12 protein-coding genes are annotated in these 11734 nt (G+C 29.0%); 7 read left to right on the top strand and 5 right to left on the bottom strand.

Translation table 11 applies throughout. From position 1 onward, the window contains the following. Positions 1–6: 6 nt before the first annotated feature. Complete coding sequence (gene mraY, locus ACYQ1U_RS04435; RefSeq protein WP_459884755.1) at positions 7–1059, bottom strand: phospho-N-acetylmuramoyl-pentapeptide-transferase; 1053 nt, start codon at positions 1057–1059, stop codon at positions 7–9. Between the two features lie 45 nt (positions 1060–1104). On the opposite strand from mraY, the gene fabG reads away from it, so the two are divergent. The 5 genes from fabG to ACYQ1U_RS04410 all read left to right on the top strand — a co-directional run bounded on the left by fabG (position 1105) and on the right by ACYQ1U_RS04410 (position 5028). Beyond that, entirely contained in the window at positions 1105–1848 is a 744-nt protein-coding gene (fabG, locus tag ACYQ1U_RS04430; protein WP_459884753.1) for a 3-oxoacyl-ACP reductase FabG, read from the top strand. Positions 1849–1997: 149 nt separating this feature from the next. Then, positions 1998–2225: an acyl carrier protein gene (gene acpP / locus ACYQ1U_RS04425; RefSeq protein WP_459886390.1), complete on the top strand. Its 228-nt coding sequence runs from the start codon at positions 1998–2000 to the stop codon at positions 2223–2225. A gap of 106 nt (positions 2226–2331) precedes the next feature. Continuing rightward, the gene (locus tag ACYQ1U_RS04420) at positions 2332–3552 is read left to right on the top strand and encodes a beta-ketoacyl-ACP synthase II (RefSeq protein ID WP_459884751.1); all 1221 of its coding nucleotides are present in this window, start codon (positions 2332–2334) and stop codon (positions 3550–3552) included. A 10-nt stretch (positions 3553–3562) separates the two neighbouring features. Beyond that, a complete protein-coding gene (gene accA / locus ACYQ1U_RS04415) occupies positions 3563–4501 on the top strand; it encodes an acetyl-CoA carboxylase carboxyl transferase subunit alpha (protein ID WP_459884749.1) in 939 nt (312 codons plus the stop codon). Then, the gene (locus ACYQ1U_RS04410) at positions 4498–5028 is read left to right on the top strand and encodes a hypothetical protein (RefSeq protein ID WP_459884747.1); all 531 of its coding nucleotides are present in this window, start codon (positions 4498–4500) and stop codon (positions 5026–5028) included. Before accA ends, ACYQ1U_RS04410 begins: the two co-directional genes overlap by 4 nt. A 307-nt stretch (positions 5029–5335) precedes the next feature. On the opposite strand, the gene ACYQ1U_RS04405 is transcribed toward ACYQ1U_RS04410, so the two are convergent. After that, positions 5336–5644 carry a transposase gene (locus ACYQ1U_RS04405; RefSeq protein WP_459884745.1) on the bottom strand — a complete coding sequence of 103 codons (309 nt, stop codon included), beginning with the start codon at positions 5642–5644 and terminating at the stop codon, positions 5336–5338. A gap of 597 nt (positions 5645–6241) precedes the next feature. On the opposite strand from ACYQ1U_RS04405, the gene ACYQ1U_RS04400 reads away from it, so the two are divergent. Then, positions 6242–7396 (top strand): type II toxin-antitoxin system HipA family toxin, encoded by a 1155-nt coding sequence (locus ACYQ1U_RS04400; RefSeq protein ID WP_459884743.1) that lies wholly within the window; start codon positions 6242–6244, stop codon positions 7394–7396. Next, a complete protein-coding gene (locus ACYQ1U_RS04395; protein ID WP_459884741.1) occupies positions 7365–7586 on the top strand; it encodes a helix-turn-helix domain-containing protein in 222 nt (73 codons plus the stop codon). The genes ACYQ1U_RS04400 and ACYQ1U_RS04395 overlap by 32 nt, the downstream gene beginning before the upstream one ends. A 12-nt stretch (positions 7587–7598) precedes the next feature. Here ACYQ1U_RS04395 and uvrA read toward each other — a convergent pair whose 3' ends face one another. From uvrA to ACYQ1U_RS04380, 3 genes are all read right to left on the bottom strand, one after another. Continuing rightward, positions 7599–10424: an excinuclease ABC subunit UvrA gene (gene uvrA / locus ACYQ1U_RS04390; RefSeq protein WP_459884739.1), complete on the bottom strand. Its 2826-nt coding sequence runs from the start codon at positions 10422–10424 to the stop codon at positions 7599–7601. Positions 10425–10500: 76 nt separating this feature from the next. Further along, the gene (locus ACYQ1U_RS04385) at positions 10501–10956 is read right to left on the bottom strand and encodes an excinuclease ABC subunit A (RefSeq protein ID WP_459884737.1); all 456 of its coding nucleotides are present in this window, start codon (positions 10954–10956) and stop codon (positions 10501–10503) included. A gap of 1 nt (position 10957) precedes the next feature. Then, entirely contained in the window at positions 10958–11695 is a 738-nt protein-coding gene (locus ACYQ1U_RS04380; RefSeq protein WP_459884735.1) for a sulfite exporter TauE/SafE family protein, read from the bottom strand. Positions 11696–11734: the final 39 nt, after the last annotated feature.

Raw genomic sequence — 11734 nt, 5'->3', positions numbered from 1 at the left:
ATGCTCCTATCTAATTTTTATACTTAAAATTGCGATGATATTAGTAATAAGGGCTATTATCCAAAATCTTATCGTTATTTGAGTTTCGCTCCAATTTTTTAATTCAAAATGGTGATGGATTGGAGCCATTAAAAATACTCTTTTGTCTCTAACTTTTACACTTCCTACCTGAATAATAACAGAAAGTGTTTCCATAATAAAAACAAAGCCTATCAAAATAAGTAGAATTTCTGTTTTTGTAAGAATTGCTATATAGGCAATTGCTGCCCCTATAGCTAGACTTCCGCTATCTCCCATAAAAATCTCAGCAGGTTTTGCGTTATACCATAAAAATCCAAGTATTGCGCCAATCATTGCTGCTGCAAATATTGTAAGTTCTCCAATACCAAGCTCAAATGGTAAAAATAAATATTTGCTAAATATAGCATTTCCCATAAAATAAGAAAAAATCATAAGTGTAAGAAAAGAGAATACACTTGGAATTGAAGCTAATCCATCAAGTCCGTCTGTTAGATTTACAGCATTACTCATGCCAACTATTACAAAAGCCCAAAAGAGTATTGCAAAATATTTCATATCAAAAAGAGAATGTTTATAAAAAGGTACATAAAAATCTGTATCAAATCCGTAAAAATACAAGGCAATTGAAACTAAAATTCCTGCTAGCCACTGAAGTTTGAATTTTGTTTTTGCTGAGAGACCAGCTTTATTATCTTTTTTTGAAATTTTTCCCCAGTCATCTAACATTCCTATAAACATAAATAAAATAGTAGTAATAATTGCTCCAATTATAAAGAAGTTATACTTTGCGCTAATGAGAGTTGAAAAAATAGCAGCACTTATAAATACTACTCCTCCCATTGTTGGAGTGTTTTTTTTGTTTTGATGGTTTTTGGGAGTATACTCTAATATTGGTTGAGTTGCTTTATCTTTTGCCCAGCGTATAAATTTTGACATTAAAAAAAGTGTAAGAAAAAATGCTAAAAAAAATGCAATTATGGCTCTTACTGAAATATAATGAAAAATATTTAAACCCAAGTCTGAGAGAAAATATAACATATAAGGCCTTTTTTAGGTAAAATTTTATCAAAAAAAGGACCTATTATGACTTTTAGTGGTAAAAATGCATTAATCACAGGAGCAAGTCGTGGAATTGGAGCAGAAATTGCAAAAGTTTTAGCAAAATATGGTGTGAAAGTTTGGATAAATTACAGAAGTAATGCTGAGATGGCAGATAAATTAAAAGAAGAAATTGAAAATAATGGTGGAAGTGCAGCAGTAATTGGATTTGATGTTAGTGATGAAGCTGCTTTTGTTGAGGCAATTAAAACTATTATTGATAGCGATGGAGAACTTAGCTATTTAGTAAATAATGCCGGAATTACAAATGATAAACTTGCTTTGCGTTTGAGCGTTGAGGATTTTAAAAAAGTAATTGATGCTAATTTAATATCTACTTTTGTAGGATGCAGAGAAGCTTTGAAAGTAATGAGTAAAAAAAGATTTGGTGCGGTAGTAAATGTAGCAAGTGTGGTAGCTGAGTCTGGAAATATTGGTCAAGCAAATTATGTAGCAAGTAAAGGTGGAGTAATTTCTATGACTAAAACTTTTGCACTTGAAGGTGCTTCTAGAAATATTAGATTTAATAGTGTAACTCCTGGATTTATTGATACAGATATGACAAAAGATTTACCTGAAAAAGTAAAAAGTGAAATTTTAAATAAAATTCCTTTAAGAAGACTTGCAAATCCAGTTGAAGTAGCAAATGCGGTTGTTTTTCTTTTAAGTGATGAAGCAAGTTATATTACAGGTGAAACACTTAAAGTAAATGGTGGGATGTATATGTAAAGTGGATAGTAGCCAAGTTCCAAGTGAAAAGTGAAAAAAGTTTGTCTAATTATCGGAAGAAGGTTTAGATGAAAAGTAAAAAATAGAAAATTTAATTTTTTTTTGATAAAATGCTGAAATAAAAAATAAAAGGAGATAATATGGCTAGTATTTTTGATCAAGTAAAAGAAGTAATAGTTGAGCAATTAAATGTAAGTCCTGAAGAAGTAAAACCAGAAGCGAACTTTGTAGAAGATTTAGGAGCAGATAGTTTAGATGTAGTTGAAATGATTATGGCGCTTGAAGAGAGATTTGGAATAGAAATTCCTGATAGTGAAGCAGAAAATATTAAAACTGTTCAAGACGTAGTAGATTATATAGAAAAAAATAAAAATTAATTTTTCTGCCTTTTAGGCAGTGTAGTATATAGTGAGTAGTTAGTGGGGAGTTTATAAAGTAGATTCCCTACATTCTACCTACTACATACTACACTAAAGGAAGAGAATGAGAGTTGTTGTAACTGGTATTGGTATGATAAGTTCGGTTGGACTAAATAAAGATGAAAGTTTTGAAAATATAATAGCTGGAAAAACTGGAATTGATAGAATTACTCATTTTGACCCAGAAGGGTTTGCTTCTCAAATAGCTGGTGAAGTAAAAGAATTTGACCCTAAAACTATTATGGATCCAAAAGAAGTAAAAAAAGCTGATAGGTTTATTCAACTAGGACTTGCAGCAGCAAAAGAAGCAATGGCTGATAGTGGTCTTGAAGATTTTAATGCAGAAAGATTTGGTATAAGTGCTGCAAGTGGTATAGGTGGACTTCCAGTAATTGAAAAAGCAAGTGTTCTTGTTGAGACAAGAGGTCCTAGAAGAATTTCTCCATTTTTTATTCCAAGTGCATTAGTTAATATGCTTGGTGGGTTTACTTCAATAGAGTATGGTTTAAAAGGTCCTAATCTAGCAAGTGTTACAGCATGTGCTGCTGGTACTCATGCAATTACAGAAGCTTATAAAACTATTAAAGCAGGTCTTGCTGATAAAATAATGGTAGTAGCAGGAGAGGCATGTATATGTCCTGTAGGAGTTGGTGGCTTTGCGGCAATGAAAGCACTTTCTACTAGAAACGATGATCCAAGTAGAGCTAGTAGACCATTTGATGCAAAAAGAGATGGATTTGTAATGGGTGAAGGAGGTGCTTGTCTTATTTTAGAAAAATATGAAGATGCTGTTAAACGTAATGCTAAAATTTATGCAGAAATTATAGGAATTGGTGAGAGTGGAGATGCTAATCATATTACAAGTCCTGCACCTGGAGGTGAAGGTGCATATAGAGCTATGAAAATGGCTTATGAAATGGCAGGAAGACCAAAAATAGATTATATTAATGCTCATGGTACTTCTACAAAATATAATGACCTTTATGAAACAATGGCTATTAAAACATTATTTGGTGGAAAAGAAAAATGTCCTCCAGTTAGTTCAACAAAAGGAGCAACAGGACATTGTTTAGGAGCAGCTGGTACTATAGAAGCTGTTATTACTCTTATGGCAATGGATAAAAATATAATGCCTCCTACAATAAATTACGAAGAACCAGATCCAGAATGTGATTTAGATTATGTTCCAAATAAGGCTAGAGAGGCTGAAATTAATGTAGCTATGAGTAATTCATTTGGATTTGGAGGAACAAACGGAGTTGTAATATTTAAAAAAGTAAAATAAAAGGCTAAAATTGGCAGTACTTGATTTTGAAAAAAAATTAGAGGAACTAAAGTCTCAAATTGATGTAGCAAAAATAAAGGGTGATATTCACGCTGCTGAGACTCTTGAAAAAGAATTAAAAAAAGAGGTTGAAAAGACATTTAAAAACCTAACTCCTTATCAAAAGCTTCTTCTTGCTCGTCATCCGGATAGACCACATGCTATTGATATAATTGAGAGAATAATGGATGAAAAATATGAACTTCATGGTGATAGAGAGTTTAGAGATGATGAGTCAATTATATGTTTTATAGGTAAAATAGGTGGTGAAAAATGTGTAGTTATTGGGGAAGAGAAAGGTAGAAATACTAAAGATAAAATAAAAAGAAATTTTGGGATGCCTCATCCAGAAGGATATAGAAAAGCTTTGCGTGTAGCAAAATTAGCTGAAAAATTTGATTTGCCTATACTTTTTTTAGTAGATACTCCAGGAGCGTTTCCAGGTATTGGAGCAGAAGAGAGAGGACAGAGTGAAGCAATTGCTAGGAATTTATTTGAACTTTCTCGCATTAAAACACCTACGGTTTCGGTTGTAATTGGAGAAGGTGGAAGTGGAGGGGCCCTTGCTATTGGAGTTGCTGATAAACTAGCAATGCTTAAATATTCTGTATTTAGTGTAATTTCACCAGAAGGATGTGCAGCAATTTTATGGGGAGATAATTCAAAAGTTGAAATAGCCACAAAAGCACTTAAAATTTCAGCAGAAGAATTAAAAGAACTTGGTTTAATTGATGATATAATAGATGAGCCTGTTATGGGAGCTCATAGAGATTATGATAAAACAGCTGAGAATATTAAAAATTATTTTATTTCTCAAATAAATGAACTAAGAAATTTATCTATTGATTTACTTTTACAGAAAAGATTTGAAAAATATCTAAATTATGGTAGTTTTAAGGAGTCAAAATGAAAAAAATATTAATTAGTAGTCTGGTATTAGCAAGTACTCTTTTTGCAAATAATTATGCAGGATTGCAGCTTACAAATGATACTTTATCATTATATGTGCAGACAAAATTAACTCAAAATAATATTTATGCAAGAGCTGAATATTTATATAATGATAACAAAAATAAAAATAACTTTTATTTTGTAGGAATAAAAGGTGAGGGAAATTTAATAGGAATTGATGTGCCAAATTTAAAAGTTTCTCTATTATTAGATTTTGTAAGTACCAAAAATAATAGTGCGCTTCCAATTGGTATAGGTTTGTTTGGGTATATTCCTAATTTTAATTTACCAGTTTTTGTAAAAACTGAAGCAGAATATGCACCGCAAGTTTTAAGTTTTAAAGATGCTAATAGATTTAGTAGAGTAGATGTATCTTTAGGTATTCAACCAATTGAAAATTCTGAGCTTTTTATAGGATATAGAAATATAAGTTTTAACCATAATTATGATAGTAGTTTTTATGGAGGAATAGGATATCATTTTTAATGCTTTTTCCTTCTTTACAGGTAATAAAGTATAAATTCTTATAAATAACACTTTGTAGTATAATTTTTTTAGTTTATCTCCCTCCTAATCCCAATTGAAAATTAAGAATTTGTTGATTGGTATATTAGTAAAATTTAGCAAATATGCCAATTGAGTGTTATGAAAAATTACAAATACACGGATATATACCAATTCTCGTATATTTATAACCTTTATAATATATTTATAAGAAACCAAAGATTTGATTTGCTCACTTGTATATGAAAGTAAAATTTTTTCAACTTTTTTTTCTAATTCTTCTATTGTTTTAAATATTATATTTTTTAAGTTTGTCAATAACACTTTCAATAATACTTCTTTTCTTAAGAAGAATTTTTTCTTCTAAAACCATAGGTAAATTTTTCATATTTTTTCTTATTTTTGTAACAAGTTTTAAATCTTGAAAATAAAGAAATCTAAATAGAGTGTTAGAAATATATCCTTTGTCTCCAATTAATATTCCTTTTAATCCTTTTGTAAGCCTTGAAACAATTGATATATCATTGTCACTTTTATTGGCTTTATTTAAGTAAAATGAAATAATTTCTCCTTGTTCATTAGTTATACCAATTCTCAATTAGTTAGTTACTTTAAAAATGTTTAAAACTGTCATTATTTCAATACTTTTCATCATTTTCCATTGTCCATTTTCCATTTTCAATTGGTATAAATCCCTGTTTCTTTACCTTTATTTGCTTGAATAAAAAAATAAAAATAAAACATTACCTGTTGCATCAATTCTACAAATCTATATTTGGAAAATATTCTTTTAATGACACTATTACATATTTTGTGTAATAATCTTTGAAAGTTCTATATTTTGCAATATGAAATAATGTTATTATACTCATTATCTTACTTGAACTTAATCTCGAATTTCTTTTTCTTTTTTGATTTTTTGTATTCTCTATCATTTGTTTTTTTATCTCATCTTCAAAAATTTTGCAAAAATCGGCACTGACTAAATAAGTTCAACAAGAGGGCAAATTTTTTCCGTTTTTCAAGAGCTAAAAAGCATTAACGATTGGCTCAAACAGAATTCTTTTTTTAACGCTTTTGCTTCACTCAAATTTGCAATTGTTTCACTTTATTTAGTCAGTGCCTTGGTATAAGTTACTTTACAATTTAAAAGAAAAAATGTATACTTGTAAAGTAACTTATACAAAGGTAAGAAATGATAGAAATTTTTCATCACAACAACTTTATAGCAACATTTCAGGCTGAAAATAAAAAATATATTTTAGAATATAAAAATTTTGATTTAAACAATTCTATTTCTCTTTCACTTCCAAATACTCAAAAATTTTATATAACTGAATTTGATTTTATTCCATATTTTGAGAGTTTTTTGCCTGAGGGGTATTTGTTTGAAATATTTAAAAATTATTTAACAAAAGAATATGGATATATTGATGATTTTTTGCTTTTTTCTTTTTTAGCTCCTAATATTGAAGGTAGAATTAGCTATGGTAAAATAAAAGATTTTGAAATAGAGTTTGAATTAGATTATATACTTGAAAATGATACAAATGATACTTTTAATTACTTGCTAAATGTTTTTTTACAAAAAAATGCAATTTCAGGTATTCAGCCAAAGACAATAGCGATTTTAAAAGATAAAGAAAAACTGAATATAAAAAACTATATTATTAAAACTTGGGGAAATGAATTTCCTTATTTAGCTGAAAATGAATATATCTCACTAAAAACACTTGAATTTGCCGGAATTAAAATACCTAATTTATATCTTTCAAAAAATAAAAAATTTTTAATAGTTGAAAGATTTGATGGTAAAGATTTAGGGTTTGAAGAGGTGTTATCCCTTATGGGAAAAGTAAGAGTATTTAAATATAACGGAAGCTATGAGCAGGTGGCAAAAACAATTTATCAATATTTAAGTGACCCTAAAGAAATGGAGGAATTTTTTAAATTGATTGTGATGAATTATCTCCTAAAAAATGGGGATGCCCATCTTAAAAATTTCGGACTTCTTTTTAATGATGATTTGAGTGAAATACATCTTTCACCTGCTTATGATGTAGTAACGACAACAGCTTATATTTTTAAAGATAAACCAGCACTTACCCTCTTTGGCAGGAAAAAATGGTATTATGAAGAACTTATTGAATTTGGGAGAAAATATTGTTTTTTAGATAAGGCAAAAGATTTATATGATGAATGTATTGAAGCAAAAAATAAAGGAATTAAACTATTAGAAGAATATATCAATAATAATCCTCACTTTGAAATCATTGGCAAAAGAATGCTTGATAGCTGGCAAAATAAGGAGATAACGGATGATATTATTCGAACTTGGCGAAAAAATTAAAACACTAAGAAAAGAAAAAAAACTCTCTCAAGAAGAATTGGCAAAAAAATCTGGAATTTCAAGAGCGACACTTTCAAAACTTGAAAACGGTAACTTAACAAAAATCAGCATAGCCACACTTGATAAAGTTCTTGGGGTGCTAGGGTTTACTATAGATATAAAGCCTAAAAATCCTTTTGTTAAAAGGTAGTAATATTAATTGTCAACTGGTGTTATTACCTAATTTTCGAGTTTTTTCTAATTCTTTTGCTAAATATTTTGCTGTGTAAGAAACTGATTTGTATTTTAGAATTTCTTTTACACTTCCAGTAGCAATTACTTTTCCTCCTCCACTTCCACCTTCTGGTCCCATATCGATAATATAATCAGCATTTTTTATAAAATCTAGATTATGTTCAATTACTATTACGCTATTTCCTAGATCTACTAAGTGTTGTAGAACTTTCATTAAATTATCTATATCTTTAAAATGAAGTCCTGTAGTTGGTTCATCTAAAATGTATAAAGTATTTCCTGTATCACGACGGCTAAGTTCCTTTGCTAGTTTTATTCTTTGAGCTTCACCTCCACTTAAAGTTACTGCATTTTGACCAAGAGTTATATATCCAAGTCCTACGTCTTTTAGAGTTTTAAGTTTTGTTTTGATTTTAGGTATTTTTTCAAAAAATTCGTATGCTTCATCTACACTCATTTCTAGTACATCAGCAATAGATTTTCCTTTATATTTAATTTCAAGAGTTTGTTCGTTATATCTTTTTCCACCGCATGATTCACAGGTTACCATTACGTCTGGTAAAAAGTGCATTTCTATTTTAATTTCTCCTTCACCTTTACATACTTCACATCTACCGCCTTTTACATTAAAACTAAATCGACCTGGTGTATATCCTCTAAGTTGTGCTTCAGGAGTTGATGCAAAAAGTGCTCTAATATCATCAAATACACCTGTATAGGTTGCTGGATTAGAGCGAGGAGTTCTTCCAATTGGGCTTTGATCAAGATAAATGACTTTATCAAGTTGTTTAAGACCTTTTATTTCTACACCTTTTACTTTTTGAATTTTGTGAGCATGATTTAAAATCTCACGAGCAACAGGAAGTAGAGTTTGCAAAATAAGAGAACTTTTACCACTTCCACTAACTCCTGTAACACATACAAGATTTCTTAGAGGAATTTTTACGTTTAGATTTTTTATATTATTTATATTTACATTTTTTATTTCTATCCATTCTTTTTGTGGTCTTTGTTTTTGATAGTTTATATCTTTTTCATATTTTAAATATTTAGCAGTCTCAGTTTTGCTCTTCATAAGCTCATTAACATTTCCAGCAAATACAACCTCTCCTCCATATTTTCCAGCACCAGGCCCAATATCTACTACGAAATCAGCATTAAGTATAGTTTCTCTATCGTGCTCAACTACAATTACAGTATTTCCTTTTTCTTTTAAGTTTTTTAGAGTATTTATAAGTTTTATTGTATCTCTTTCGTGCAAACCAATACTTGGTTCGTCTAATACATACATAACTCCTGTAAGGCCACTACCAATTTGACTAGCGATTCTAATGCGTTGACTCTCTCCTCCACTTATTGTTCTAGCATCTCTATGAAGTGTAAGATATCCAAGTCCTACATCTACAAGGAAAAATAGTCTCTCTTTTATTTCTTTAAGTATAGGCTCAGCAATTCTTTTTTGTTGGTTACTAAGAGAAAAGTTTTTTTCATCTTTAAAAAATTTATAAGCTTCTTCAATGGGCATTGAAATAATATCAGCAATTGTTTTTCCAGCAACTTTTACTGCTAAACTTTCAGGCTTTAGTCTATATCCTTTACAAGCAGGACATACACTTTCACTCATAATTTCACTCATATCATCTTTATATAAATCTAATGTAATTTGTTTAAGACCTGGCCAAGTTTTTGATATTTTGTGTTTGCCATACATAAACTCTATTTCATAGGCTGTGCCATTAAGAATTATCTTTTTTTGATATTCATCTAACTCATAAAAACTTTTATTCATATCTATACCAATTTCTTGACATAAAGCTTTAAAAAATTCTTGATAATATTTTTTGTTAAATCCCCAAATTAATGGAATAGCTCCTTTATTTAGAGGTTTGTCTTTTATAACTTTTTCAATATCAAGAGTATAAGTAACTCCTAGTCCATCACATTTTGGACATGCTCCTTTTGGAGAGTTAAAAGAAAACGCAAGTGGTTCAAGTTCTTCAAAACTAACCTTACAATCAAAACAAGCCATATGCTCACTATAGTGAACAAATTCTCTCTCAAGTCCTAACTCTTTTGCATTAAGTATTTCAATCTCAACTTCTCCAAAACTTTTATTTAATGCTCTCTCAACTGCTTCGGCAATTCTGCTTTTATTCTCTTCTTTTATTATTACTCTATCAATTACAGCTTTTATTGTATGTTTTTTTGTCTTTTTAAGTTCAATTTCTTCGTCAAGTCTGACAATAACACCATCAATATAAGCTCTAATAATCCCTTCACTTCTAAGTTTTTCAAGCAAATCATTGAATTCACCTTTTTTTTCTTTAATTAAAGGAGCATATATAATAATTTTAGCACCATTTGGAAGTTTTAAAACTTCATTAATAATATCTTGAGGAGTCATTTGAGTTATTTCTTTATCACATAAGTGACAATGTTGCATACCAATCCTAGAGAAAAGAAGTCTTAAATAATCATATATTTCTGTAACTGTTCCAACTGTTGAGCGAGGATTTTTTGAGGTTGTTTTTTGGTCAATTGCAATTGCTGGAGTTAACCCTTCTATTTTATCAACATCAGGTTTTCCAGTTTTTTGTAAAAATTGTCTTGCATAGCTACTAAGACTTTCAATATACCTTCTTTGACCTTCAGCGTATAAAGTATCAAATGCAAGAGTAGATTTTCCACTACCTGAAAGACCAGTAAATATTATTAATTTATTTTTTGGGATTTCAAGATTTATATTTTTAAGATTATTTTCTCTTGCACCAATTATTTGAATCTTATTATTCATTATTATATACTCCTGTTTGGAATTTATAAGCGCAGATTATACCAAAAATTTAAGTAAACTTTAAGGTTAGTCTTAATTATTGAAATTCAATAGACCATATAGCAAAGAAAAACACCATTATTTCGGTGAGATATAATTTCCATGTAGGTTGAGGTTTGAAAAGCTCATTTTTTATTTCTTGATATTCACTATAAGTTAAAGTATTAAACATTCTTTTTATTACAATATCTATATAGTCTTCTTTATCGTCAGTTTTTAAGGATATAAAAATATGTCTATAAATTAAAAATGTTTCCATAGTAAAAAGAATTATTAAAACAATATCTACAATTTGCAGTATAGCTATTTGAATTAGAATAATTTCTAATATATAAAATATAACAATATATCCTAAAAATGTATGATGGTTTTTTAAATAGTATAAAGTATAAAGTTTATCAGATGCTGATTTTATGTTAAATTTATCTAGTATATATACCCTAAATCCAATAATAAGTACAATTAAAAGTTCTGCTATTAGTTTTATATCCATTTTATCCCTTAAAATAAAGTTTGTATATCATAGCAAAGAAAATTAGAATATACCATACTAAAAGTATTTTTTTATGAGTTTTTGTATCAGTTTTGTGATATAGTTTTACACCAAAGTATGTTCCAATTAAACTAGCAAATCCAATTGTAAAACCTTCAATATAATTTATATGCCCTGCTATGCTTTGAGATATAAATCCAGAAACTGATGAAAAAATTACAAAAAATAGACTTAAACTAACAGTAGTTTTTAGTTTATATTTTAAAAATCCGACTAAAATTGGAGTTATAAGTATTGCTCCACCAACTCCAACACTTATAGCAATAGCACCTACAAAAAGTCCTATAAAAAATAGTTTTTTGTTATCAATTGGTGGTTCAGATTCTGCTTCTTTTACTGTTATAAAAAATCTAACAATGGCAATAAAAACAAGGGTTAAAAATATAGCTCCAAGTATTTCTTTTGGTGTATATTTTATGATAGTCCCACTAAGACTTGCTCCAACAGCTCCTCCAATAGCAAGCGATAATCCATTTTTTATTTTTAAAAGACCTTTTTTATAGTTTAAATAACTTCCATAAATAGAACTTAACATCATTTGAGTTACACTAATTCCTATAGCTTCTTTTAAACCAAACCCAATAAATAAAAGCATAGGGACAAGTATTGTTCCTCCTCCAACTCCTAAAAGTCCGCTGAAAAATCCTGTAATAATGCCGATAATGATAGCAATTAACAAAATAAATCCTTTTTTGATAAAATTATAACAAAGGAGAAA

The organism is Caminibacter profundus (genome assembly GCF_054657155.1).
The sequence above is the reverse complement of the archived record's forward strand: the minus strand, read 5'-3'. Positions and strand labels throughout refer to the sequence as shown.

Excerpts from the sequence above, each read along its gene's own strand:
- mraY (WP_459884755.1), bottom strand. The coding sequence starts at position 1,059 with ATGTTATATTTTCTCTCAGACTTGGGTTTAAATATTTTTCATTATATT.
- fabG (WP_459884753.1), top strand. The coding sequence starts at position 1,105 with ATGACTTTTAGTGGTAAAAATGCATTAATCACAGGAGCAAGTCGTGGA.
- ACYQ1U_RS04420 (WP_459884751.1), top strand. The coding sequence starts at position 2,332 with ATGAGAGTTGTTGTAACTGGTATTGGTATGATAAGTTCGGTTGGACTA.
- ACYQ1U_RS04410 (WP_459884747.1), top strand. The coding sequence starts at position 4,498 with ATGAAAAAAATATTAATTAGTAGTCTGGTATTAGCAAGTACTCTTTTT.
- ACYQ1U_RS04400 (WP_459884743.1), top strand. The coding sequence starts at position 6,242 with ATGATAGAAATTTTTCATCACAACAACTTTATAGCAACATTTCAGGCT.
- ACYQ1U_RS04395 (WP_459884741.1), top strand. The coding sequence starts at position 7,365 with ATGATATTATTCGAACTTGGCGAAAAAATTAAAACACTAAGAAAAGAA.
- uvrA (WP_459884739.1), bottom strand. The coding sequence starts at position 10,424 with ATGAATAATAAGATTCAAATAATTGGTGCAAGAGAAAATAATCTTAAA.
- ACYQ1U_RS04385 (WP_459884737.1), bottom strand. The coding sequence starts at position 10,956 with ATGGATATAAAACTAATAGCAGAACTTTTAATTGTACTTATTATTGGA.